Below are 23,939 nucleotides of genomic sequence, written 5' to 3' on the forward strand. Positions count from 1 at the left end.
CCGGCCGATGTTGAAGCAGGCGCCGCCCAGCACGATCGCATTGGGCAGGTCGGTCCTGCCGACCATCTCCACCCCGAAGGCGCCCGGCCACGGACCCGTGGAGGTCAGCGGAAGGAGGGGGAGGGGACGTCGGACACGGGCACGCCGCCGCGCTCGTTGTCGAGCGCGACCAGGCTCACCGGCGCGGGCGTCGCGTCCGCGCGGGCGACGATCGCGAGGGCGAGGGTGTTGCCTCCGTGCTGCCGCAGCAGACCCGCGGGCAGCGTGAAGTCCGTCTGCGGGCCGATGTCCCCGCCGTACTGACCGAGGTTCCAGCCGTTGAGGAAGATCTGCACGCGGTAGCCCTGGCCGACCGGCCCGCCGAAGCGGAGCGCGATCGGCACGTCCTGGCCCTTGGGCAGGTCGAGCCGGAAGGACGTGCGCTGCCACGTCACGCCGGGCGTGACCTCGGTCGCGGCGCCCGTCCGCCACGAGCCGTCCGGGTACGCGGGCAGGTGCCAGCCCGCCCGCTCGCCGTACAGGCCGCCGTTGTTCAGCGGGCCGCGCGTCGGGTCGGTGAGGTTCTCGCCGCCCTTGGCGCCCTGGATCCGCCAGGAGATCGGGGCGTCCGAGCCGGCGACGGAGACCGCGTACAGGCCGCGTGGCTGCTTGAACCGGTTGTCGTCGGCGATCCAGTCGTCGTTGTGGCCCTGGTTCTCCACGAGGACGGACAGCACGGCCTGCTGCCCCGCCTTCACCAGGCCCGCCGGGATCGTGAAGTCGCCGCGTCCGGGATCGGGGTTGACCGGGGCGTCCGCGTCGGCCTCGACGCCGCCGGCCGCCGAGCCGAGGTACCGGCCGTTCAGCCAGACGAGGTACGAGCCGCGCTTGCCGGTGAAGGCGTTCAGCGACACCTTCGTCTCCGCGCCGGTGCCGGTGAACCGGCCCCGATACCAGACGTCGCCGTAGTGGTAGCCGTAGTCGTCGGCGTACAGCACGGTCGGCGTCTTGGGCTTGAGCGGGCTCTCGGTCGTGGTCTTCGTCGCGGCCGTCCAGCCGGAGTCGTCGAAGGCGGGCTGCGTCTCGGGGGACTCCGCCTTCGACCGCCAGCCGGTGAGCGTCGGCAGGCGGACGGCCTTCGGACCGGGCAGCGTGCCGAGCAGCGACCCGCTCGCGGTCGGCCGCGTCCGTACCGGCGAGCCGTTCACGACCAGGCGGCGGGCGTCGCCGAACACCTCGACGTCCTCGGCCTTGGCCGTGTCGGCGCGGACGTACGCGGTCCGCCCGCTCACGGTGGCGGAGCGGACGAGCGACGTGCCGCGCACGAGCAGCGGGCCCGCCTGCCAGAACTTCGCGGCCTCGGCGTCGGTGCCGAGCAGGAGCAGCAGTGGGCGCCGCCCGCCGCCGCTGATCAGCACTCGGGCCAGGCCGGAGTGGGTGTAGTCGAGCCGCAGGTCACCGGAGGAACCGGGAGGTAGGCCGGGGTCGGTTGGTCGGGGGGAATACGACGACTTCACCGACCCCTGCAGCACCTTCACGGTCGGCTGCGAGGAGTAGCGCAGCACGGTCGAGCCCTGCGTGCCGTCCGTGCCGTACAGCACCGCGACGTCCCGGCCGCCCGTGCCGGGAGGTAGGTCGGGGCCGGTTGGTCGGGGAAGATAGGTATGCGTCATCAGTTCGGAGTTCGACCAGACGAGCCGCTGGCCGCCCAGGTCGTAGCCGGCGATGAGGACCTTGGCGTCGCGGCCCTTGACCCGTACGGGCACCTGGTAGCGGCCGTCCGGGGTGGTCCAGTCGAGCGTGGCCGAGTCGTCGGTGGTCGCGGTGTGGTCGCTGTGCCGGACCAGTACGAACTGTGTGCGGGTGCCGGTGTTGGCGCGCGCCACGGTCTCGATCGCCTTGTCCGAGGACGCCGGCGCGGTCGCCGGGTCGGTCCTGGTCAGCGGCGCGACCGAGGCCAGGAAGAGGTTCTGCCGCTTGAACTCGTCGTACTTGTCGCTCAGCAGGCGGTTCTCGGTGATCGCCGAGCCGTAGTCGTAGGAGGTGTAGACGTCGTTCGGCTGGGCCAGCCAGCCCCAGTTGGTGCCGCCGAAGCCCATGTAGTAGTTGAAGGCGGTCGCTCCGGACTCGATGAGGTTCGACTTGTAGAAGAACTTCATGTACTTCGGGCCGGTCAGCTCCCGGCACTTGTCGAAGCCGGCGTTCTGCTGGTCGATCGACCCGCCCTGGTACTCCGCGGCGAACACGGGCGTGTCGTCGCGCAGCCGCTCGGTCAGGCCCGCGCCCCATGGCCCCCAGCTCGTGTCCGCGTTGGCGCAGTCGAAGCCCTGCGGGTAGTCGTCGACGCCCGGGATCTGCACCGCGCCCTGCCCGGACGCCCACGTGGAGGTCCAGGACGCCGCGTCGCAGCAGTCGTTGGTCATCGTCGGCACGTCGATGCCGTCGGCGCGCGCCTTGTTCTGGATGTCCTCCATGTACGCCGCGTCGGTCGCCTCGGCGTACTCGTTCTCGACGTTGTAGAGGATGACCGAGCCGCCGCGGGTGATCTGGTGGCGGGCGAGGATCGGGTCGATGTGGCCGAGCCAGTCGCGGTACGCGGCCGTGTAGCCGGGCGCGCTGGTGCGGGCCCGGCCCGGCACGTTCTTCAGCCAGGCGGGGAAGCCGCCGCCGGTGGTCTCGGCGTTGATGTACGGGCCCGGCCGCGCGATGACGTACAGACCGGCCTGCTGGGCGATGGTGAGCAGGCGGTCCACGTCGCGTACGCCGGTGAAGTCGTACACCCCGGCCTTGGGGGAGTGGTAGGCCCAGTCGAAGTAGATCGAGACGGTGTTGAACCCGGCGGACCGGTACTTCTCCAGCACGTCGCGCCACAGGTCGGGGCTGGGCAGCCGGAAGTAGTGGAACTCCGCCGACCGCAGCAGCACCCGCTGCCCGTCGATCGAGACGGAGTAGTGGTCGTACGTCACCCGGTGCCTTGGCGTGGCGGCGGCGACGGCGGTGGTCGGCGGGGAGAGCGGGGACACCGCGAGCGCGAGCGTCGCGGTCACGGCGGTGAGGAGGGCGAGAAGCCTGAGTTTCAGGCGGCGGACGGGTCTGACGTTCACGAGCCGGGCCTCCGATGGCGGTCGTGGAGTCGGAACGGTCGGATCCCCCGATGGATCCGGGGACGTCGGTCCCCGGGTGGTTCGGGACGCCCCGCCCTCGCGTCCTGGGGCATGGACGGGGCGCCCCTGCTCATAGGCGGCCGCCGCCCGGTGGGGGCGGCGGCCGGTCCCGCTACTTCAGCGAGAAGGTGCTGACCCGAAGGTCACCGTGGAACACCAGGTAGACGTCGTGGCGGCCCTTCGCGCCCTGCAGAGCGGCGGTCGTGGTCGCGTACTTGTAGACGTCACCGGTGCTCGAGACCGTCGCCGTGCCCGCGAGCGGGCCGGTCGGCGAGTCGAGGCGAATCTCGATCGAGCCGTCGCCCGCGCCCGCCTTGGCGGCCGAGGCGGTGAAGGTCGCCGCGCCGGAGCCGAGCGACGCGTCGGCGAACTTGACCCAGTTCCCGTCGGTCGCGCCGACCGCGTCACCGCGCACCTTGGTCTCGTCGACGAGGTGGACGCCCTGGTAGTCGTCGAAGTCCACCGCGCGGGTCGGGGCGGCGAGGTTCCGCGCCGGGATGGTCTCGCCGTGCACCTGCAGCGCGCCGCGCTGCCGGATGTCGGCCGAGGACGCGCCCACGAGCACGTCGTAGGCGCCGGACTCCACGACGTCCTTGTCCCGGGTGACGTCCCAGTGCGCCAGGTCGGACACCTTGAACGTCAGGTGCATGGTCTTGGTCTGACCGGCCGCCAGGTGCACCCGCTGGAACGCGCGGAGCTGCTTGACCGGCTGCTTGTCGCGCGAGGTCCGCTGGTGGGTGTAGAGCTGGACGACCTCGTCACCGGCGCGCTTGCCGGTGTTGGTCACGTGGACGGTCGCGGTGACCTTGCCGCTCGACTGGCTGACGTTCAGCCGGTCGTACTTGAAGGTCGTGTACGACAGGCCGTAGCCGAACGGGTAGAGCGTCTGGCCCTGGTAGTAGAGGTACGTGCGGTTCGACTTGATGATGTCGTAGTCGAGGATGTCGGGCAGGTCGCCGTCCGAGCGGTACCAGGTCTGGGTGAGCCGCCCGGCCGGGTCGCTGTCGCCGAACAGCGTGTCGGCGAGGGCGTGCCCGGTCTCCGCGCCGGCGTGCGTCGTCCACAGGATCGCCGGGACGTTCTGCTGCTCCCAGTTGAGCGTGGTCGGGTAGCTGTTCTCCACCACCACGATCGTGTTCGGGTTGGCCGCCCGCACCGCCTTGATCAGGTTCTCCTGGCTCTCGGCGAGGGCCATCGTCGTACGGTCGTGCGCCTCGCGGCCGTTGATGAACGGCATGCTGCCGACGACCACGACCGCCGCGTCCGCGCCCTTGGCGGCCTTGACCGCCTCGTCCGCACCGCTGCTGATCACGTCCTTGCTGAAGTGGGACGCCCCGGACTTGGTGGTGAGCGTGAGCGTGCCGTCGGAGCCGGCCTTGAGGTACTTGTTGTCGCCGTACCAGGACTCGTCGGTCTCGTAGCCGGCGTACCGCAGCAGGTAGCTGCCGTCGCTCTGCTGCTCCAGCGAGAACATCTGCTGGACGAACCAGCCGTTCGGCTGGTCCTGGTCGTTGACGACCGTGTCGCCCCAGTTGTACCGGCCGGCGTACTTGCCGTTGGCGACGCTGCGCAGGGTCAGCTTGCCCTGGCCCCAGTCGAACGCGTCGAACTGGGCGGTGGTGTCGGCGCTGGTGGCGCTCTCCTTCAGCGCCGCCCCGGACGCCCCGGTCCCGGCGGTGATGTACTTGCCGGTCTTGACGTCCTTGAGGGCGATCCGGTCGGCGCCCTCACTGTCGGACACGGTGCCGCCGCTGCCGAGCTTCTCCTTGAGACCGTCCAGCGGGGTCACCTTGTACGGCAGGGAGCCGGAGTACCAGTCGGTGTAGAGGGTCTTCTCCAGCGGGCCGACCACCGCGAGCTTCTTGGTCTTGGAAGCGTCCAGGGGGAGGGCGTTGCCGGCGTTCTTCAGCAGCACGGCCGCCTGGTCGGCGGTCTGCCGGGCCAGCGCCTGGTTGGCCGCGCTGTCGATGACCGACTTGTCGATCTTGGCGTACGGGCCGCCGTCCGGGTCGAAGTCGCCGAGCCGGACCCGCAGGCTCAGGATGTGCGACACGGCGGTGTCCAGGTCGGACTGCTTGAGCAGGCCCTGGTCCAGCGCCGACTTCACCGCGGCGGTGGTGGGCCCGCCGTTGGTGTCGTCGACCGTGAAGCTGTCCAGACCGGCCTTGATCAGCGCGGCGTCCGCCTCGGGCTGGGTGGCGTAGTAGTGCTCGCTGCCGGTCAGGTTGTTCGGCGCGCCCGCGTCGGTGACGTTCAGCAGATCACGTTTGGTCCACGAGCGCACGACGTCGTTCAGGTCGGGGCTGACGGTGTTGGGCCGCCCGTTGACCAGGTTGTACGACGCCATCACGCCGGTCGCCGCGTCGGCGGAGATCGCCGGGGAGAACGCCTTCTCGTCGTACTCCTTCTTCACGCGCGGCCGCAGGTCCGACGAGGTGGTGTCGCGGTTCACCTCGTTGTTGTTGGCCAGGTAGTGCTTGAGGACGGGCGCGGCCTTGAGGTGGTCCTTGTCGGGTCCCTCGATGCCGGAGCCGTACGCCGTGGAGATGGCGCCGGTGAGGTACGGGTCCTCGGAGTAGCCCTCCTCGTTGCGGCCCCAGCGCGGGTCGCGCAGCAGGTTGACGACCGGTGCCCACAGCTGCAGGCCCCACACGTCCGGGTTCTCGGAGTTGAAGCCGCGCGCCTCGTCGCCGACGGCCGAGCCGACCTTCTGGATCAGCGCCGGGTTCCAGGTGGAGGCCAGGCCGACGGCCTGCGGGAAGACGGTGCCGTTCGCGGTGACGACGGCGCCGTTGTTGTGGATGTCCGTGGACCAGGCGACGCCGTGCAGACCCTCGGTGCCGGTCTTGAACGCCTTGATCCCGAGCCGTGGGATGGCCGGCTCGTACTGGTGGAGGAGGGAGATCTTCTCGTCGACGGTCAGCCGCTTGAGCAGGTCGTCGACACGGGTCTTGAGGGGGAGGCGGGGATTCTGGAAGGGATAGGTCTCTTTGGCGTGGGCCGGACCGCTCAGCCCGAGCGTGGCCAGTACGGCCACGCCGAGCGTCGCGGCGACCACGGGAGGTCGGCCGCGGCCGGTTGGTCGGGGAATGCGGGGTCGGAATTTCACTTGCTACGACCTCCTAGTCAGTCGAAGCGCTTCGACGTTTGGCCCCCGAGAACTTGGGTCCCTGTGGGAATCGCGCGACGATGTCCTGGTACCAGTGCGCACTGTCCTTCCAGGTGCGCTTCTGGGTCGCGTAGTCCACGTGGACGATGCCGAACCGCTTCGAGTAGCCGTACGCCCACTCGAAGTTGTCCAGCAGTGACCAGACGAAGTAGCCGCGCACGTCCGCCCCGGCCTCGCGCGCCCGCTCGACCGCCGTGAGGTGGTCGCGCAGGTACTCGATCCGGCGCTGGTCGCGCACTCGGCCGTCCGGGTCGACGCGGTCGTCGAACGCCGCGCCGTTCTCCGTGATGGCGAGCGGAAGACCCGGGTACTCGCGGTGCAGGCGCAGCAGCAGCTCGGTCAGGCCGGTCGCGTCGATCGGCCAGCCCATCTCCGTGTACGGGCCCGGCTGTGGAAGGAAGTCGATGTCGTCGCAGCCCACCCAGGGCGACGCCGTCCCGTCCCCGTGCCCGTCCGCGGTGGCGCGCGGCGACACGCCGTCCCAGCGCCGGACGAGCGTCGGGGCGTAGTAGTTCACGCCGAGCAGTTCCAGCGGCGCCTTGCAGGTCGCCTCGTCGCCGTCCCGTACGAACGACCAGTCGGTGAGGCCCCGGGTGTCCTCGAGCAGGTCGGCGGGGTAGGCGCCGTCGAGCATGGGCCCGAGGAAGACCCGGTTGGCGACCGCGTCGACCTGGCGGACCGCGTCGGCGTCCTCTCCCCGTACGTGGTGCAGGTTGAGGGTGACCGACACCGGGCCGGGCAGCGCCTGCGCGGCCAGGCCGTGCGCGAGGTTGAGGTGGTGGGCGGCGGTGAGGGCGGCGACCGGGTCGGTCCGGCCGGGCGCGTGCACGCCCGAGCCGTAACCGAGGAACGCCGAGCACCACGGCTCGTTCAGCGTCGTCCACAGGTGCACCCGGTCCCCGAGCGCCGCGCCGATCCGCTCGGCGTACTCGGCGAACCGGTAGGCGGTGTCGCGCGCCGTCCACCCGCCGGCGTCCTCCAGCTCCTGCGGCAGGTCCCAGTGGTAGAGGGTCGCGACCGGCTTGATGTCGTACTCGAGCAGCGCGTCGACGAGCCGGGAGTAGAAGTCGATCCCGCGCTGGTCGGAAACGCGCGGCCAGGCGATGGAGAAGCGGTACGCCCCCAGGCCCAGCTCCCGCATGAGCTCGACGTCCTCCGGCCACCGGTGGTAGTGGTCGGCGGCCACGTCACCGGTGTCGCCGTTCAGCACCAGGCCGGGCGTGTGACTGTAGGTGTCCCAGATGGACGGCACCCGGCCGTCCTCGTTGGCCGCACCCTCGATCTGGTACGCGGCGGTCGCTGCTCCCCACAGAAAATCGGTCATGAGATACCTCGGATCGTGACGGTCGGGCCGGCGGCCTCGACGAGGAGGCCGTGATCGTGCTGGACGATCGTGCCACCCTCCACGTCGCCGGACCGCACGCCGACGAGGAGCACCCGCCAGTTCTCGGCGTTCGCCGTGGTCACCGTGACCACGTCGCCGTCGCGCGCCGTCGTGAACGTCGCCGCCACCTCGCCCGAGACGTCCGGGACCTCGGTGGTGACCCGCGCGCCGTCGGCCAGGGCGTACGCGTGCAGCGTGACGCCGTCGGCGTAGTCGTAGTCGGGGCGGTCCTCGACCGCGCCCATCGGGATCACCGAGCCCGGCCGGGCCAGCAGCGGGACGGACAGGAAGTCGTGCCGCTCCCGCACCCAGCGCCCGCCGGTCACCGGCTCGCCGGTCAGCACGTGCGTCCAGGTGCCCTCGGGCACGTAGTACGCGGTCTCGCCGTCGGCCGAGAAGACCGGCGCGACCAGCAGGTCGCCGCCGAGCATGTACTGCCGGTCGAGGTGGCTGACGGCCGGATCGTCGGGGAACTCCACGACCATCGAGCGCATCATCGGGATGCCCTCGCCGTACGTCTCCCGCGCCGTGCCCAGGATGTACGGCATCAGCCGCGCCTTCAGCCTCGTGAACAGGCGCAGGACGTCGACGGCCTCCTCGTCGAACAGCCACGGCACCCGGTAGGAGTGGCTGCCGTGCAGCCGGCTGTGCGAGGACAGCAGGCCGAACGCGATCCACCGCTTGAACAGCGCGGGGTCGGGCGTGCCCTCGAAGCCGCCGATGTCATGGCTCCAGTAGCCGAACCCCGACATGCTCAGCGACAGCCCGCCGCGCAGGTCCTCGGCCATCGCCTCGAACGTCGACTCGCAGTCGCCGCCCCAGTGCACCGGGAACGCCTGCGTTCCCGCCGTGGCGGACCGGGCGAACACCACGGCCTCGCCCTCGCCCCGGCGCTTGCGCAGCAGCTCGAAGACGGTTTCGTTGTACAGGTACGTGTAGTAGTTGTGCATCCGCTCCGGGTCGGAGCCGTCGAAGTAGACGACGTCCGTGGGGATGCGCTCGCCGAAGTCGGTCTTGAAGCAGTCCACGCCCATGTCGAGCAGGGCGTCCAGCTTCGCGGCGTACCACTCCCGGGCCTCGGGGTTGGTGAAGTCCACCAGGCCCATGCCGGGCTGCCACTTGTCCCACTGCCAGACGTCGCCGTTCGGCTTCTTGACCAGGAAGCCGCGCGCCTTCCCCTCCTCGAACAGCTTCGAGCGCTGTGCGATGTACGGGTTGATCCAGACGCAGATCTTCAGGCCGCGCGCCTTGAGGCGGCGCAGCATGCCCTCCGGGTCGGGGAACGTGCGCGGGTCCCACTCGAAGTCGCACCAGTGGAACTCGCGCATCCAGAAGCAGTCGAAGTGGAACACCGACAGCGGCAGGTCCCGCTCCGCCATGCCGTCGATGAAGCTCGACACCGTCTCCTCGTCGTAGGAGGTGGTGAACGAGGTGGACAGCCAGAGGCCGTACGACCAGGCGGGCACCCGGGTCGGGCGGCCGGTCAGCGCGGTGTACTTGCGCAGGACGTCCTTCGGGGTCGGGCCGTAGATGACGAAGTAGCGCAGCGACTGGCCCTCGACGCTGAACTGCGCGCGGGTGACGACCTCGGAGGCCACCTCGTACGACACGTGCCCGGGGTGGTCGACGAAGACGCCGTAGCCCGCGTCGGTCAGGTAGAACGGGACGTTCTTGTACGCCTGCTCGCTGGCGGTGCCGCCGTCGGCGTTCCAGACGTCGACGGTCTGGCCGTTCTTCACCAGCGGGCCGAACCGCTCGCCGAGGCCGTACACGTGGTGGCCGACGCCGAGGTCGAGCTGCTCGCGGATGTAGTGCTTCCCGTCGCCGGTCTCCACCATGGCGGTGGTCTTGGCGCCGCCGCCGGTGATGACCCGGCCGCCGGCGGAGAAGTCGACGCGCCACGGACCCTGCCGGGCGACCCGTACGGACAGCGCGCCCGAGGTCAGGACGGCGGCCTCGTCGTCCACGGTGACCTCGACGTCGACCTGCTCCGCGTTCAGCCGGAACCGCGGGTCGCGGGGCACCTCACCGTCGAAGTGGGTGACCGTCACCCCGATGACGTCCGGCATGGGAGAGGTGTAGGTCAGGGTGAGCTGCGGGCCCTTGAGCAGGTCGCCCCGGTGCCGGATGTGCTGGGTCGGCGCGTAGACGCTGAGCGAGTCGGGCGCGGCCTGCACGTCGAGCACCTCGACGGGGTACGAGGCCTGCACGCCGTCCTGCAGCATCCAGTAGCCGTTGGTGAATCTCAAAGGTGGTCCTTCTCTTACTTGACGGCACCGACGGTGATGCCGCGGCTGAGAGTGCGCTGGAAGATCAGGAAGAAGACGACCGCCGGGATGATGCCGAGCAGGGCCGACGCGCTCGTCATGGTGGCGTCCATCATCTTCTGGCCCTGGAGCACGCCGAGCGCGACCGGCACCGTCTGGTTCTCGTTCGAGATCAGGAAGATCATCGGGAGGAAGAACTCGTTCCACGTCCAGATGAAGAAGAAGACGAACAGCACGCCGAGGGTCGGCCGGCTGATCGGGACGACGACGCGCCACAGGATGCGGAACCGGCCCGCGCCGTCCATCCGCGCCGCCTCGAGGATCTCGCGCGGGAACGTCGACAGCACCGACGACAGCAGGTAGGTGCCGAACGCCGTCTGGATCGCGGTGAGGATGATGATCACGCTGAGTCGCGTGTCGTACAGGCCGACCTTCTTCGACAGGAAGTACAGCGGGTAGACCAGCACCTCCTGCGGCATCGTGTTGGCCAGCAGGAACAGCACGAGGATCCACACCCGGCCCTTGATCCGGCCGATGCCGAGCGCGTAGGAGTTCAGCACCGCGAGGATCACCGCGAGGATCGCGACCGAGCCGCTGATGATCAGGCTGTTGACGAGCTTGGTGCCGAAGTCGACGCGCTCCCAGAAGTCCTTGATGCCCTGCAGGTAGAAGCCCTTGGGCATGGCGAGCGGGCCGTTGCTGGAGTACTCCGCCGGGGTCTTGAACGCGTTGAACGTGATGATGACGAACGGCAGCAGCATCACCACCGCGAGCACGGCGAGCGACGCGAGCACCGCCCAGGCTCCCGGGGTACGCCGGTGCGCGGCTCCGCGCGGTGCGCCCCCACGCCTGGCGCTGAGGGTAGTCATGAGTCCTCCTTCGTCGGCCTCATGACCAAGGTGCTCTGCCTACCGGCTCCCTCGCTTCGCTCGGTCACGTATCCGCCCCCTCGGCCTTGTTCTGGCGGCTGATCAGCACCGCCATGACCACGATGATGATGAGCGTCAGCACGGTCGCGATCGCGGCGCCGTAGCCGACCTGGGTCTTCTCGAAGAAGTTCTGGTACGAGTAGTAGGCGGGGACGTTCGTCGCGCCGCCCGGGCCGCCCTTCGTCAGGATGTAGATCTTGTCGAAGCTCTTGATCGCGGCGACCGTGCAGGTCAGCAGCACCACGTAGATCTCCGGACGGATCTGCGGGATCGTGATGTGCCAGAACCTCCGCCACCACGACGCGCCGTCGATCTCCGCCGCCTCGTACAGGGAGGGGTCGACCCGCTGCAGGCCCGCCATGAACACGACGAGCGGGAAGCCGACCTGCACCCAGACCATCACCCCCATCACGGTGTAGAGCGCGAGCTTCGGGTCGCCCAGCCAGTCCTCCTGGAGCGACTTCAGCCCGATCGCCTTGAGGACCGCGTTGAGGGCGCCGTTGTCGGGTGCGAGGATCCAGGCCCACACGATCCCGGCCACCGCGAACGGCAGGACCTGCGGCAGGTAGATGCAGGCACGCAGGATCGCGGCCGTGCGCGGGCCGAACCGCTTGGCGATGAAGTCGAACAGCGCGGCCGCCAGGACCAGGCCGATGAACAACGGAATGATCGCCATGGCGATGACGAGCGCGACGTTGTGCCCGAAGGAGGCCCAGAAGGCGCCGTCGGACAGCAGCTTGGTGTAGTTGTCCAGCCCGACCCACTCCGGCGAGCCGATGCCGTCCCACTTCGTCAGGCTGAAGCCGATGTTCATCACGAACGGCACCAGGATGACGGCGACGAACAGCACCGTGCTGGGGATCAGGTAGACGGAGTAGGACAGGCCGCGGCGCGGCCGGCCGGCGGGCTTGGACACCGCCTTCGCGGGCGGCGCGCTCAGGGTTTGAGTCATCGTGTGTCTCCGGTGCGAGGGGCGGGCGGCCGGGCCTGCCCTGGGGCGGCCGGGCCGGCCCGCTCCCCGCGGTCGGCGGTGTCGCTAGTGGCCGATGTTCGAGAGGTTCTCGTTGTACGGCTTGGCGAAGCCGTCCAGGACCGAGCTCGGCGAGGCGGAGCCGGTGATCAGCTTCTGCGTCCCGGCCACGAGCACGTCGTAGTAGGCCGGCGCCGGCCAGTCCGGGTAGAAGCCCAGCGCGTCGTTGTTCGCCAGGGTCTGGTAGTTCTCGATGAGTTTCTTGTTCTTCGGGTCCTTCACACCGGAGGGGTCGCCCGCGACCGGCACGCCGCCGTTGTCGGCGAGGAGGTTCTGGATCTCCTTCTGCATCGTGATGTTGATGAAGTCATAGGCGAGGTCCTTGTTCTTGGACCCCTTCGGGACGACCCACAGGTTGCCGCTCGACCCGAGCGTCATCTTGGTGTCCGGCCAGAGGAACGTGTCCCACTGGAAGTTCTTGATCTCCTTCTCGAAGCGGCCGTACCACCAGCTGCCGGAGAAGAACATCGGGAACTTGCCGCTCATGAAGGACGTGCCGGCGTCCTCGGCCTTGACGCCGGAGGAGTTCTTGGCGATGTAGCCCTTCTTCACCCAGTCGGAGAAGGTGTTCGCGGCGTACGTCCACGCCTGGTCGTGGAAGTCGACCTTGCCGGTGTAGCGCTCGAACCGGTCGACCCACGGCCGGTCCGCCTTGCTCAGCGCGAGCTGGTAGAGGTACTGCTGCGCCGGGTACTCCGCGCCCGCGTTGGACAGCGGCGTGACGCCCTTGCTCACGAACGTGTCCATCGCCTTGGTGAACTCGGCGAAGTTCGTGGGCACCTTGATGCCGTACTTGTCGAACATCGCCTTGTTGTAATAAACCTGCAGGTACTCGGCGTAGTTCGGGACGCCGTACCACTTGTCGCCGCCCATGACGCCCTTGGCGTCGTACTTCGCGGTCTCGGCGACGCTCGGCGGGAGCAGTTTGTCCCAGCCGCGCTTGGTGACCTCGGCGGTCATGTCGGTGAGCAGACCCTGCTTGGACAGCAGACCGGCGGTCGCGTTGCCCTTGTTGTACTCCAGGATGTCCGGGGCGTCCTTGGAGTTCAGCACCATCGGCGCGGTCTTCTGGATCTGTTCGAAGCCCTTCTCCTCGAACTTCACCTTGACGCCCGGGTGGGCGGCCTCGAACTCCTTGATCGCCTGGTTCCACGCGATCCCCATGGCGCTGTCCTGGGTCTCGTAGTGCCACAGTTTCAGCTCTTTCGACGAAGAGCCGCCGCCACCGCCACCGCCGCCGCACGCGGACAGGGCCAGCGCTCCCACGGCCAGGGCCGCGAGCGCCTTTGTCGCCTTGAACATCGGGGATCCTCCAGGGGGTGAAAAACTGTCGAAGCGCTTCGACGAGTGCCGAAAAAAGGAGTCGTGGAATTCGTCAGGCCGCCGGTGTGCTGGACCGGACGACGAGGCGGGAGGGGAGCAGGGTGGCGCCGGGCGGCTGGTGGCCGTCCAGCTTCTCCATGAGCAGGGCGACCGACTGGCGGCCGAGTTCCTCGGCGGGGATGGAGATCGAGGTGAGGTCGAGCCGCTCCGCGAGGTCGTCGGGAGCGATGGCGATGAACGAGAGGTCGTCGGGGACGTGGCGCCCGGTCGCACGGAACGCCGCGAGCAGCGGTTCGACCGCGGGCTCATTGTGGACCGCGATGCCGGTCAGGCCCGGGTGGTCCCGCAGCAGGTCGTCGGCGGCCTCCCGGGCGTGGTCCGGGTCACAGGGCCGGACGACCGCGTGGACGCCGCGTTCGGCGGCGGCCCGCTGGAAGCCGGCCTTCGTGCGCTCGGCGAAGCCGGTGCCGCGTTCGTACACCGCGGGCGGCGCGCCGATCAGCGCGATCTCGCGGTGCCCGAGGTCGGCCAGGTACTCGGCGCACGCCGCGCCGGCCGCCTCGAAGTCCCAGTCGATGCAGGTCAGTCCGGTCGGGTCCGCGGGGAAACCGATCAGCACCGACGGCCGGTCCAGGGAGCGCAGCACCGGCAGCCGTACGTCGTGCAGTTCGACGTCCATCACGAGGATCGCGTCGACGAGGGCGGAGCCGGCCACCCGCTCGAGGCCGTCGACGCCCTCGTCCTGGGTCAGCAGCAGGACGTCGTGATCGTACGCGCGGGCGCTGGTCACGGCCCCGATGACCATCTGCATCACGATCGGCACGTGGATGCCGGAGCGGAGCGGGACGACGAGCGCGATGACGTTGGAACGGTTGCTGGCCAGCGCGCGGGCCCCCGCGTGCGGGCGGTAGCCCAGGGCCCGGATACTGTCCATGACCCGGCGGCGCGTCTGGTCCGAGATGGACCGCTTGCCGCTCAGCACGTAGGACACCGTGCTGGGGGAGACGCCGGCGTGGCTGGCCACGTCAGAGATCTTTACCAAGGTCCGCTCCTGTCGAAGCGCTTCGATTGCCGGAATGTTAAGCCTGTCGCTTAGGTGACGCAATGGGGCGTTACGAGAACGCAACCGGAATCTGGGAGCGCTCCCACACTCCACGTCGTCGTCGATCCGATCGAAGTGGCCGGTCAGCGGCCTGTTCGGCGCCGGTTGGCGAGTTCCCGTTGGAACCTGTCACTCACGCCACTGGGAGCCGCCGCGCCGTCCGCGTACCCATGGAGCATGGAGTTTCTGCCCTACATCGCGCCGATCGGCGTCGGCCTCGCCTACGCGCTGCTCATGTCCCTCATCCGTGAACCGCACCGGCGGCGCGTCAACGCCCTCATGATCGCCGGCGCCGGCGCCGCCTACCTCAGCGGTGGCGGCATGGGCGGCTGGGAGTTCGCCTTCACCGGGCTGGTCACCTACGTCGCCTTCCGCGGCCTGGACTCGTGGCGGTGGATCGGCGTCGGCTGGCTGCTGCACACCGCCTGGGACGTCGTCCACCATCTCAAGGGCCATCCCATCATCCCCTTCGCCCACAGTTCGTCCATGGGATGCGCCATCTGCGACCCCGTCATCGCCCTGTGGTGCTTCGGCGGTGGCCGGTCGCCGCGCGAGCTGTTCCGCCGTACGAGGCTTCGGGAGCAGACGGCCTGACGCGCGGACGCCCGGGACGTCACGCGTCCCGGGCGCCCGCGTGGGTCAGCGCCAGCTGTCGTTGATCGTGGCGGTGCCGCCGGACCCGGTGGTGTACGACCGGTTGGGATCGGACTCCCAGGTGACCGAGCCGTCCGGGTTCTTCTTGATGTACTTGTACTGGAAGGTGGTGTTCGCCGGCAGGGAGACGGCGGCGGACCAGGTCGGGTAGCCCGCGGACGACAGCGCGACGGCGCTGCCCGGCGCCCAGTTCCCCAGCGCGGGGATCGAGCCGACGACGAAGACGTTCTGCCCGTAGTAGGTCGTCGCGTACTCGTTGAACGTCACCTGGACGACGCCGGTGCCGCCACCGCCGCCGGTTCCGGTGGCCGCGACGTCGATCGCCACGGCGCTGCCCGGACTTACCGAGAACGTCGCGTTGCCGGAGCCGTCGACCGTGACGGCCGTGCCCGTGCACTTCCCGGCGGACACGCCGCCGCCGATGATGTCGCAGTACGTCCCGGCGGGCAGGCCGGTGGCGAACGTACGGCTCAGCGTGCCGCCGGAGTTGTTGATCGCGACGTAGCCCTTCGTGCCGCGGCCGAAGGCGATCTGGTTGGAACCGTCGGACCACCAGTTCGCGACGGACGTGCCCTTCACGGCGTTGTGCCAGCCGACCATGCCGCCCAACGCGCGGTCGAGGCAGCCCTGCCAGCCGCTCGCGCAGTTGGTGTTCGTCACGTACCCGTTGCCGTCCGCGGGCGGGGAGTCGTCGGTGCCGCTGAAGTCGAACCCGGAGTAGACCTGCGGGGTGCCGAAGTTCCAGGCCAGCGAGAAGATCGTGGCCAGCCGGTACTTGGTGCCGTCCTTGTAGGACAGCGTGCTGCCGTTCCGCTCGGTGTCGTGGTTGGCGACGAAGACGACCGACTTGTCGCTCGGCTCCATGCCCCACGACTGCCCGAGGCTCTGCAGGTTGGCGATGCTGCCGTTGAACTGCTCCTTGAGCTTCTGTCCGTAGATGAACTCCAGCAGGTCGCCGGTGCCCTCGAAGGCGCTGGGCGCGAGGCTGCCGCCGCTGCCGGGCATGACCTCCTGGTAGATGTACGCGGACCTGGTCAGTTTCGCCTCGATGGCCGCCAGGTCGGTCGCGCCGATGTGCTTGGCCGCGTCGACCCGGAACCCGTCCACGCCGAGGGACAGCAGGTCATTGAGGTAGCCGGCGATCTTGCCGCGCACGTAGTCGGACTCGGTGCGCAGGTCCGACAGGCTGCTCAGCTCGCACTTGGTGACCTCGGTGAAGTCGTTCCAGTTGTGGATCTGGTCGTCGGACTCCGGGCAGTCCGATGGGTAGTTGTGGAAGTCGGCCGAGGAGTAGATGCCCGGGTAGGCGTACTTGGTGAAGCTCTTGCCGCCGTAGCTCGTGCTGCCCTGGCCGGTCATGTGGTTGATGACCGCGTCGGCGTACACCTTGACGCCCGCGGTGTGGCAGGCCGACACCATGGCGGCGAACTGCGACCGGGTGCCCATGCGGCTGTTCACGTCGTAGTCGGCGGGCTGGTAGACCTCCCACCACGGGTGGCCGCTGCGGGTGAGGGAGTCCTCGGGCGGGGCGACCTGGACGGCGCCGTACCCCTGCGGGCCGAGCACGTTCGTGCACTCGGAGGCGACGGAGTTCCAGTTCCACTCGAAGAGGTTGGCGATGACGTCGTGGTCGCCGGCGGGCGACGCCCCGGCGGGCGCGGCGCCGGCCAGGGGTGTGATCGTGGCCGCCAGCGCGACGGCCAGCGCGGGCAGCAGGCGTTTGAACATGCGGGGCCTCCTGGGTGAGGAGAGTGGGCGGGGTCCCCCGAGGGTCTGGCGGCCGCTGTGTTTCCGCTGTGTTGCCGCGACGGTAACCCGTGCGCCGGTTGCTGGCAAGACTTTGCTGCAAGCTTGCGAAAGAACGCGGTAACGAGCCGGGTCCGGTCCGTTCCGTCCGGCGGTACATTCGTGCATGTGAGCATGCGCCTGGCGGACATCGCCGCCCAAGCCGGAGTGAGCGAGGCGACCGTGAGCCGGGTGCTCAACGGCAGGCAGGGCGTCGCGCCGGCCACGCGGCAGGCGGTCATCGACGCGCTCGACGTCCTCGGGTACGAACGCCCCGTCCGCCTCCGGCCGCCGCGCAGCGGGCTGATCGGCCTGATCGTCGCCGAGCTGGACAACCCCATCTTCCCCGCGTTCGCGCAGGTCATCGAGAACACCCTGGCCGTGCACGGCTACACCGCGGTGCTGGGCGCGCTGGCGCCCGGCGGCATCAACGAGGACGACTACACCGACCTCCTGCTCGAACGCGGGGTCTCCGGGATCGTCTTCGTCTCCGGGCTGCACGCCGACTCGCAGGCCGACCACGGCCGCTACAAGCGCCTCACGGACCGCGGGCTGCCGATCGTGCTGATCAACGGCTACGCCGAGGGGGTCGACGCGACGTTCGTCTCCAGCGACGAGGTCGGCGCGATGGAACTGGCCGTGGCCCACCTGGCGCACCTGGGACACCGGCGCATCGGGCTGGCCGTCGGCCAGGAGCGGTTCGTGCCGGTCATCCGCAAGACCGAGGGCTACCGGAGGGGGATGGCCGAGCATCTCGGAGTCGCCGAGGTGGACGACTGGATCGTCAACACCATCTTCACCGTCGAGGGCGGCGAGGCCGCGGCGAAGCGGCTGCTCGACCAGGGGTGCACGGCGATCTGCTGCGGCAGCGACATGATGGCGATCGGCGCGATCCGGGCGGTCCGGCAGCGCGGCCTGCGGGTGCCGGAGGACGTCTCCGTCATCGGCTTCGACGACTCCCCGCTGATGGCCTACGTCGACCCGCCGCTGACCACGGTCCGCCAGCCGGTCCGCGAGATGGCCCTGGTCGCGGTGCGCAGCCTCCTCGACGAGATCCAGGGCGTCGGCGCGCCGCACACCGAGCTGGTCTTCCGGCCCGAGCTGGTCGTCCGCAGCTCCACCGGACCGCTCGGCGCGGCCGGCCAGTGATTGCGGCAACTTTCCGCAAGAAACCGCGCCGGGTCAGTCCAGGCCCTGTTCGAGCGCGTAGCGCACGAGCTGGGCCTTGTTGTGCAGTTGCAGCTTGGTCAGGGTGTTCTGCACGTGGTTCTGCACCGTGCGGTGCGACAGCACGAGCCGTTCGGCGATCTCGCGGTAGGTCAGGCCCTTGGCGACGAGCCGCAGCACCTCGGTCTCCCGGTTCGTCAGCCGGGGCGTCGCCTTCTCCGGCGCGGCGACCAGCCTGCGGTACTCCCCGAGGACGAGGCCGGCCAGTCCGGGGGTGAACACCGCCTGGCCGACCGCCGCCGCGCGCACCGCCGCGACGACCTCGTCGAGGGACGCCGACTTGGTCAGGTAACCGGTGGCGCCCGCCGTGACCGCGTCGAGGACGTCCTGGCGCTCCCCGCTCGCCGACAGGACCAGCACGCGGACGGACGGGTCCGCCGCCAGCAGCCGCCGGGTCACCTCCGCGCCCGCGAGGTCCGGCAGGTGCAGGTCGAGCAGGACGACGTGCGGCCGGGTGGCCTTCGCGACCCGCAGCGCCTGCGCGCCGTCGCCGGCCGTGCCCACGACCGGGAGGCCGGCCGCCGTCAGCCGTTCCGCGATGCCGTCGCGCCAGATCGGATGGTCGTCGACCACCAGCAGGCGGGGTGGCGGACCGTCAGCGTTCATGGCGTGCGACCTCGTTCCTCGGTACCCGTAGCTCGACCTCGGTTCCCCGGCCGGGCGCCGACGTCACGGCCGCCTCCCCGCCGAGTTCGCCGATGCGGCCGACGATCGACTGCGCGATGCCGAGCCGCCCGGCCTCGGCCGCCTGTGTCAGGCGGCCGGCCGCGAATCCCAGCCCGTCGTCCCGGACGCTCACCGCGACGGCCTCGCCCTCGTCGTCGAGCAGCACCCAGGCCCGCGCGTCCGGCCCCGCGTGGCGGCGGACGTTGTCGAGCGCCTCGCCGGTCGCGGCGGCCAGGGCCCGGGCCGCCGCCTCGGGCAGCAGCACCTCCTGCGCGGGGCAGGAGACGGTGACCCGGTGACCGGCCAGGGGTTCCAGCAGCGTCCGTACGTCGAGCCGGCCGTCCGGGGCCGGTGTCGGCGGAAGGGCGATCAGCGACCGGAGCGCCGTCTCCTGCTCGCCGGCGAGCCGGCCCAGCTCGGCGGCCTCACCCCCGAGCTCCCGGCCGCGTGTGCTGACCAGCGCCAGGACCTGCAGCACCGAGTCGTGGATGTCCCGCGCGATGCGCTGCCGCTCGGCCGTGGCCGCCTCCCGCCGGGCCGCGCGGTCGAGGGCGGCCTCCGCGCGCAGCACGAGCCGTACGACGTGACCGCCGACGGCGCCGGCGATGAGCAGCAGCACGATGCCGTTGAAGGTGTTGCGCGGCAGCGCTTGGCGCTCGAGCACGTCGGCGGCGGACAGGACGGCCGCCCCGGCGACCCCCGCCCACGGTCCGCCGGCGACGGCGCAGGCCAGCACGGAGCCCGCGGCCCAGCACAGGGGCAGCGTCCCGGCGCCGTGGTCGATGCGGGCGGCCGTGTCGACCAGCCGGGTGGCGAGGACCAGGGCCGCGGCGACCGCGACGTCGGCGCCGACGAGCCAGGGCCGGCGTGCCGACGCCCGGGAGTACGCCGCCGTGGCCAGCACGGACCATGCCGCCATCACGGCGAGCACGGCCAGGCCGCCGGTGGGATGCGCGTACCGCGGGTGGTCGCGCACGATGATGACCGCGGCATAGAGGAGGGCGATGAACCGGTAGACCCCGACCGCCCGCCACATCTGCTCGACCACGACTGCGACATTACGGGTAAACGGCCTGAATCGCCCCTGGCTGGACTCTCCCACTGTGGGAGAGCCCATGCTGATGCGGGTGAACGAGGGATACCTGCCCATCGGGCGATTCGCCCGGCTGTGCCGGCTGAGCGTCAAGCAACTGCGGAACTACGACGATCTGGGACTGCTGGTCCCGGCCCACGTCGACCCGGACACCGGATACCGGTACTACCGGCCGGGCCAGTCCCGGGACGCCCTCGTCATCGGCCTGCTGCGCTCCCTCGACGTGCCGCTCCCGGCGATCGGCCGGGTGCTGACCGCCGGGACCGGCGCGCTGGGCGGCGTACGGGACGCGATGGAGGCCGACCTGGCGCGCCGGCGGCGCAACCTCGCGGCGCTGGAGCGCATCCTCGCCGACGGGCTGCCCCGCCCCGACGTGAGCCTGGTCCGCGAACCGGCCCGCCGCGTCGCGGCCGTCCGCGACGTCGCGCCGCCGGACGGGATCGGCGCCGTGACGTCGGCGTGCGTCGCGCGCCTCATGGACGCGTGCGCGGCGGCCGGGGTCGTCCGGGCGCCGATCGGGCTGTTCCCGCTGGACCTGACCTCGGAGGTCCTGGTCACGGTCGGCGTCGAGACGGACACGGCCGTGCCGGGCACCGCGCCGGACGTCCTGCGCGGCGGGCTGTTCGCGTCCGCGACCCACGTCGGGCCGTACGACCAGATCGGTCTGACCGCGCACGCGTTGCTGGCCTGGGCGGGCGACCGGGGGCACACCCCGGCCGGCCCGCTGCGCGAGGTCTACGTCTCCGATCCCGCGAGCACGCCGCCCGAGCGGCTCGTGACCCACCTGATGATCGAAGTGAAGGAGTCCGAATGAAGAACCTCTACTCCGCCGCCGACGAGCCCGAGCTCGTCGAGTTCGGCCCGGCCCGTGGCCTGGGCGTCGTCGGCCAGGGCGAGCCCGGCGGCGCCGCGTACGGCACGTGTGTCGGAGCGCTGTACGCCGTCGCGGGCGGCCTGTGCGGCGTGGCCGCCCGGAACGGGCGGGCGTTCGACCTGCCGCCGCTCGAGGGCCGGTGGTGGGTCGAGGACGAGCGGTCGCCGTTCGACGTGCCACGGGAGGAGTGGCACTGGCAGCTGTTCCTCCGGCTGCCCGACACGGTGGAGGACGCCTGGTACGACGAGGCACGAGAGGCCGCGCCGCACCCGGCCGCCGCGCGGGTGCAACTCGTCACCTACACCGAGGGACGCTGCGTCCAGGTGCTGCACCGGGGGGCGTACGCCGACGAGCCAAGCACCCTCGCGCGGATGGACGCCTCCATGAGGGAGACGGGGATGGTGCCGAACGGCCTGCACCACGAGGTGTACCTGTCCGACCTCCAGGAGAGCGACCCGGCGAAGATGCGCACGATCCTGCGGATGCCGGTCCGTCCGGCCGTCTAGTCTCGCGGTGTGACGCAGACTCCGGCCGAGCCCCGGCGCTACCGACTCGACGCGATGCTGTCCGGGCCGCCGACGCCGGTGGACGGGTCCTTCCGTACGCCGACGCGGGAGGACCTGCCGCTTCTCGGCGTCCTCATGTGGGACGCCTACCGCGGCACTCCGGACGAGCGGGACGCCGGCGACGGCGTCGCGTCGGCCGTGGCGGAGATCCGGCTGACCTTCGACGGGGAGTACGGCCCGTTCCTGCCGGAGGCGTCGTTCGTCGCCGAGGAGGACGGCCGCCCCGTCGCGGCCACGCTGGTGACGGTGTGGCGGGGGACACCGCTGCTGGCGTTCGTGTTCACCGCCTCGTCGCACACCGGCCGCGGCCTGGCCCGGCGGCTCATCCGCGCGACGATGGGGGCGCTGGCGCAGCTCGGGTACGACCGGCTCTCGCTCGCCGTGACCGAGGACAACGCCCGCGCCCGCGCCCTCTACGAGTCGATGGGATTCGTCCAGGTCCCCGCCTGAGACCCGGTACGCGACCAGGACCTCGGGCGACGACGAGGCCGTCCGGGCCGGCTGAACGTCCGGTCGGGGCCCGGACGTTCGGCCGGCTGCTCGACGGTCAGTCGCGGGCCCGGTACACCGCGCCGGCGAACGGCAGCGCGCCGCCGGTCTCCCGCTCGTCGGGCGGCGTGAGCCCGGCGGCCGCGGCCCACGCGTCGACCAGACCGGCCGGCCAGGACGCGCGCTCGCCGGGGAGGACGACGACCACGCCGCCGGGCGCCATCGCCCGGCCGAGTTCGCGGACGGTGTGCCGCGGGAACGCGAAGGTCTTCGGATCGAGGCGGCAGGCCACCACGGGGAGGCTCGCGGCGGAGAAGGGCAGGTCGATGTCGATCTCACCGACGCCGACCGGCGGGACGCTCCCGCCCGCGCGGCGCGCGGCCCGCCGCAGGGCGCGGGCGTCGCGTCGGCGCGGCACGGACACCTCGACCGGCACCCCGTCGGCGATCAGCCGGGCGGCCAGGTCGTGCAGGCCGGGCCCGACGAGCCGTACCGGCGCGGTGCGCCGCGCGGCCGCCCCGGCGAGGAGCGCCCCGAGGGCCGCGTCGTCGAGCGGGGCGTGGCCGCAGGCGGCGGAGGTCGGCGTGCTCATCGGGGCGCCGTTCGGCCGGTGCCCGCGACTGCGGACGCGGTGGGGCGGGGCTGGGTCACCGAAGTCCTCCCACGGTTTATCTGTATTCTGCAGTTATCGTAACCTACCCCTATAACCAGGCATTATTCGGGGCATGAACGACATCGACGTAGCGATCGTGGGGCTCGGGCTGGCGGGATCCGCCACCGCCTGGGCGCTGAGCCGGCGGGGCCGGAGCGTGGCCGCCTTCGAGGCGTACGGGCCGGGCCACCGGCGCGGCAGCTCACACGGTCGCGCCCGGATCTTCCGCCGCGCTTACCTGGACCCGCTGTACGTCGAGCTGACCGGCCGGGCCGGGCGGCTCTGGGACGAGCTGAGCGACGAGGCGGGGGAACCTCTCCTGACCCGCACCGGCGGCGTCGACCACGGTCCCGGCCGGGAGCCGTCGCACATGGTCGACCTGCTCCGGGGGCACGGCGTCGCCGCCGAGCTGCTCGATCCCGCGGAGGCCGCCGGCCGCTGGCCCGGCATCCGCTTCACCGGCCCCGTCGTCTTCGACCCGGAGGGCGGGGTCCTCGACCCGGAGGCGTCGATGACCGCCATGGCCCGGCTCGCCGCCGAGGCCGGCGCGCACCTCGCGTACGACACCCCGATCCGGGCCCTGGAGCCGGACTCCACCGGCGTCCTCCTCCACACCGACCAGGCCACCTGGCACGCCCGTACGGTCGTGGTCGCGGCGGGCGGCTGGGCCGGTCCGCTGCTCGACGGCCTGGTCCCGCTCCCGCCGCTGACCGTGACCCAGCAGCAGGTCTTCTTCTTCGAGACGAAGGACCCCGGCCCCTGGCCGACCATCGTGCACGGCGAGACGTCGCTCGACGTGTACGCGCTGCCGGAGGGCCCGTACGTCAAGTTCGGCGAGCACGTGGGCGGCGCGGTGACGACAGCGGACGGCCGGGACTTCGTCGTGGACCCGGCCGCCCGCGACCGCGCGATCGAGTACGCCCGGACGTGGCTACCGGGCGTGGACCCGGAGCCGCGCTCGGAGCTGACCTGCCTCTACACCTCGACGCCCGACGAGGACTTCGTGCTGGACCGGAGGGGGCCGTTCGTGGTCTGCTCCGCCTGCTCCGGGCACGGCGCGAAGTTCACCCCACTGCTCGGCGAACTCGCCGCCGACCTCGTCGACGGCCACCCGCCGATCGCCAGGTTCGCCCTACGGTGAGGCGCCGCTTCGAAGCGCGATTCATGTGGGAGCCGGGCGCAGTCCCCGGTGAAGCCGCCAGGCGCCAGAAGGATGATTTGCCAGTATGGCCGGCGCTTCGCCTACCTGGAGCGAGGTGGGGCAGAGCTCATGCTTGAGCAGCCATTGAGTCGCGATCGGCTCTATCCTCGTGCGGAGCTCGACCCCCCCTATGGGCGGGGCCTCAATCTCACCATCGAGGTGGAGGACGTCGAGCAGATACATGCCGCTGTGCTGGCCGCCGGCCGCACGTTGTTCCTGCCCTTGGAAGAGCGTTGGTACGAGCGAGCCGCCGATGCCGTGGGTGTGCGGCAGTTCGCCGTGCAGGATCCGGACGGCTATCTGTTGCGCCTGTCCCAGCACCTGGGGACGCGCCCGCGGTAGACGGCCCCTTCCCCGAGACTTCCACCCGTTCCATCCACGCTGT

General features: G+C 70.8%; 19 protein-coding genes. 7 read left to right on the plus strand and 12 right to left on the minus strand.

The features are described 5' to 3' along the window. Positions 1 to 104: 104 nt before the first annotated feature. From AB0L00_RS43385 to AB0L00_RS43420, 8 genes are all read right to left on the minus strand, one after another. On the minus strand, positions 105 to 3,083 hold the full coding sequence (locus AB0L00_RS43385) for a beta-galactosidase (protein WP_364443673.1): 2,979 nt from the start codon (positions 3,081 to 3,083) through the stop codon (positions 105 to 107). A 172-nt stretch (positions 3,084 to 3,255) separates the two neighbouring features. Further along, positions 3,256 to 6,252 (minus strand): glycoside hydrolase family 3 C-terminal domain-containing protein, encoded by a 2,997-nt coding sequence (locus tag AB0L00_RS43390; protein ID WP_364443675.1) that lies wholly within the window; start codon positions 6,250 to 6,252, stop codon positions 3,256 to 3,258. A 13-nt stretch (positions 6,253 to 6,265) separates the two neighbouring features. After that, a complete protein-coding gene (locus tag AB0L00_RS43395; RefSeq protein ID WP_364443676.1) occupies positions 6,266 to 7,636 on the minus strand; it encodes a GH1 family beta-glucosidase in 1,371 nt (456 codons plus the stop codon). After that, positions 7,633 to 9,945: an alpha-xylosidase gene (yicI, locus tag AB0L00_RS43400; RefSeq protein ID WP_364443677.1), complete on the minus strand. Its 2,313-nt coding sequence runs from the start codon at positions 9,943 to 9,945 to the stop codon at positions 7,633 to 7,635. The genes AB0L00_RS43395 and yicI overlap by 4 nt, the downstream gene beginning before the upstream one ends. 14 nt (positions 9,946 to 9,959) lie before the next feature. Further along, positions 9,960 to 10,832: a carbohydrate ABC transporter permease gene (locus AB0L00_RS43405; protein ID WP_364443678.1), complete on the minus strand. Its 873-nt coding sequence runs from the start codon at positions 10,830 to 10,832 to the stop codon at positions 9,960 to 9,962. A gap of 64 nt (positions 10,833 to 10,896) precedes the next feature. After that, the gene (locus AB0L00_RS43410) at positions 10,897 to 11,844 is read right to left on the minus strand and encodes a sugar ABC transporter permease (RefSeq protein ID WP_364443680.1); all 948 of its coding nucleotides are present in this window, start codon (positions 11,842 to 11,844) and stop codon (positions 10,897 to 10,899) included. Positions 11,845 to 11,928: 84 nt separating this feature from the next. After that, positions 11,929 to 13,224, minus strand: a complete 1,296-nt coding sequence (locus tag AB0L00_RS43415) for an extracellular solute-binding protein (protein ID WP_364443681.1) — start codon at positions 13,222 to 13,224, stop codon at positions 11,929 to 11,931. A gap of 73 nt (positions 13,225 to 13,297) precedes the next feature. Further along, positions 13,298 to 14,287: a LacI family DNA-binding transcriptional regulator gene (locus AB0L00_RS43420; RefSeq protein WP_364443682.1), complete on the minus strand. Its 990-nt coding sequence runs from the start codon at positions 14,285 to 14,287 to the stop codon at positions 13,298 to 13,300. Between the two features lie 237 nt (positions 14,288 to 14,524). On the opposite strand from AB0L00_RS43420, the gene AB0L00_RS43425 reads away from it, so the two are divergent. After that, positions 14,525 to 14,941, plus strand: coding sequence for a DUF6010 family protein (locus AB0L00_RS43425; RefSeq protein WP_364443683.1), 417 nt, complete (start codon positions 14,525 to 14,527; stop codon positions 14,939 to 14,941). A 45-nt stretch (positions 14,942 to 14,986) separates the two neighbouring features. Here the strand turns inward: AB0L00_RS43425 and AB0L00_RS43430 are convergent, their stop codons facing one another. Then, positions 14,987 to 16,729, minus strand: a complete 1,743-nt coding sequence (locus AB0L00_RS43430; RefSeq protein WP_364443684.1) for a carbohydrate-binding module family 20 domain-containing protein — start codon at positions 16,727 to 16,729, stop codon at positions 14,987 to 14,989. 192 nt (positions 16,730 to 16,921) lie between these two features. On the opposite strand from AB0L00_RS43430, the gene AB0L00_RS43435 reads away from it, so the two are divergent. Next, complete coding sequence (locus AB0L00_RS43435) at positions 16,922 to 17,935, plus strand: LacI family DNA-binding transcriptional regulator (protein WP_364443717.1); 1,014 nt, start codon at positions 16,922 to 16,924, stop codon at positions 17,933 to 17,935. Between the two features lie 33 nt (positions 17,936 to 17,968). On the opposite strand, the gene AB0L00_RS43440 is transcribed toward AB0L00_RS43435, so the two are convergent. Next, positions 17,969 to 18,619, minus strand: coding sequence for a response regulator transcription factor (locus tag AB0L00_RS43440; RefSeq protein ID WP_364443685.1), 651 nt, complete (start codon positions 18,617 to 18,619; stop codon positions 17,969 to 17,971). Continuing rightward, complete coding sequence (locus tag AB0L00_RS43445) at positions 18,609 to 19,727, minus strand: DUF5931 domain-containing protein (protein WP_364443686.1); 1,119 nt, start codon at positions 19,725 to 19,727, stop codon at positions 18,609 to 18,611. The genes AB0L00_RS43440 and AB0L00_RS43445 overlap by 11 nt, the downstream gene beginning before the upstream one ends. A 67-nt stretch (positions 19,728 to 19,794) precedes the next feature. Here AB0L00_RS43445 and AB0L00_RS43450 point away from each other — a divergent pair, with 67 nt between their 5' ends. The 3 genes from AB0L00_RS43450 to AB0L00_RS43460 are packed head-to-tail and all read left to right on the plus strand — an operon-like array spanning position 19,795 to position 21,662. Then, positions 19,795 to 20,586 (plus strand): MerR family transcriptional regulator, encoded by a 792-nt coding sequence (locus tag AB0L00_RS43450; protein ID WP_364443688.1) that lies wholly within the window; start codon positions 19,795 to 19,797, stop codon positions 20,584 to 20,586. Then, entirely contained in the window at positions 20,583 to 21,152 is a 570-nt protein-coding gene (locus tag AB0L00_RS43455; protein WP_364443689.1) for a GyrI-like domain-containing protein, read from the plus strand. The genes AB0L00_RS43450 and AB0L00_RS43455 overlap by 4 nt, the downstream gene beginning before the upstream one ends. A gap of 9 nt (positions 21,153 to 21,161) precedes the next feature. Further along, complete coding sequence (locus AB0L00_RS43460; protein WP_364443690.1) at positions 21,162 to 21,662, plus strand: GNAT family N-acetyltransferase; 501 nt, start codon at positions 21,162 to 21,164, stop codon at positions 21,660 to 21,662. A 97-nt stretch (positions 21,663 to 21,759) separates the two neighbouring features. Here AB0L00_RS43460 and AB0L00_RS43465 read toward each other — a convergent pair whose 3' ends face one another. After that, positions 21,760 to 22,293, minus strand: a complete 534-nt coding sequence (locus AB0L00_RS43465; RefSeq protein ID WP_364443691.1) for a hypothetical protein — start codon at positions 22,291 to 22,293, stop codon at positions 21,760 to 21,762. Between the two features lie 133 nt (positions 22,294 to 22,426). Between AB0L00_RS43465 and AB0L00_RS43470 the strand changes: the two genes are divergently transcribed. Both AB0L00_RS43470 and AB0L00_RS43475 read left to right on the plus strand, forming a co-directional pair. Next, on the plus strand, positions 22,427 to 23,494 hold the full coding sequence (locus tag AB0L00_RS43470) for an FAD-dependent oxidoreductase (protein WP_364443692.1): 1,068 nt from the start codon (positions 22,427 to 22,429) through the stop codon (positions 23,492 to 23,494). Positions 23,495 to 23,623: 129 nt separating this feature from the next. Further along, a complete protein-coding gene (locus AB0L00_RS43475) occupies positions 23,624 to 23,896 on the plus strand; it encodes a hypothetical protein (protein WP_364443693.1) in 273 nt (90 codons plus the stop codon). Positions 23,897 to 23,939 lie beyond the last annotated feature (43 nt).

The sequence above is a fragment of the Actinoallomurus sp. NPDC052308 genome, from assembly GCF_040679195.1.
Taxonomy (GTDB): Bacteria; Actinomycetota; Actinomycetes; order Streptosporangiales; family Streptosporangiaceae; genus Actinoallomurus; species Actinoallomurus liliacearum.

Coding starts and splice junctions, on each gene's coding strand:
- AB0L00_RS43395 (WP_364443676.1), bottom strand. CDS start 7,636: ATGACCGATTTTCTGTGGGGAGCAGCGACCGCCGCGTACCAGATCGAG.
- AB0L00_RS43405 (WP_364443678.1), bottom strand. CDS start 10,832: ATGACTACCCTCAGCGCCAGGCGTGGGGGCGCACCGCGCGGAGCCGCG.
- AB0L00_RS43410 (WP_364443680.1), bottom strand. CDS start 11,844: ATGACTCAAACCCTGAGCGCGCCGCCCGCGAAGGCGGTGTCCAAGCCC.
- AB0L00_RS43415 (WP_364443681.1), bottom strand. CDS start 13,224: ATGTTCAAGGCGACAAAGGCGCTCGCGGCCCTGGCCGTGGGAGCGCTG.
- AB0L00_RS43425 (WP_364443683.1), top strand. CDS start 14,525: ATGGAGTTTCTGCCCTACATCGCGCCGATCGGCGTCGGCCTCGCCTAC.
- AB0L00_RS43430 (WP_364443684.1), bottom strand. CDS start 16,729: ATGTTCAAACGCCTGCTGCCCGCGCTGGCCGTCGCGCTGGCGGCCACG.
- AB0L00_RS43435 (WP_364443717.1), top strand. CDS start 16,922: ATGCGCCTGGCGGACATCGCCGCCCAAGCCGGAGTGAGCGAGGCGACC.
- AB0L00_RS43440 (WP_364443685.1), bottom strand. CDS start 18,619: ATGAACGCTGACGGTCCGCCACCCCGCCTGCTGGTGGTCGACGACCAT.
- AB0L00_RS43450 (WP_364443688.1), top strand. CDS start 19,795: ATGCTGATGCGGGTGAACGAGGGATACCTGCCCATCGGGCGATTCGCC.
- AB0L00_RS43455 (WP_364443689.1), top strand. CDS start 20,583: ATGAAGAACCTCTACTCCGCCGCCGACGAGCCCGAGCTCGTCGAGTTC.
- AB0L00_RS43465 (WP_364443691.1), bottom strand. CDS start 22,293: ATGAGCACGCCGACCTCCGCCGCCTGCGGCCACGCCCCGCTCGACGAC.
- AB0L00_RS43470 (WP_364443692.1), top strand. CDS start 22,427: ATGAACGACATCGACGTAGCGATCGTGGGGCTCGGGCTGGCGGGATCC.
- AB0L00_RS43475 (WP_364443693.1), top strand. CDS start 23,624: ATGCTTGAGCAGCCATTGAGTCGCGATCGGCTCTATCCTCGTGCGGAG.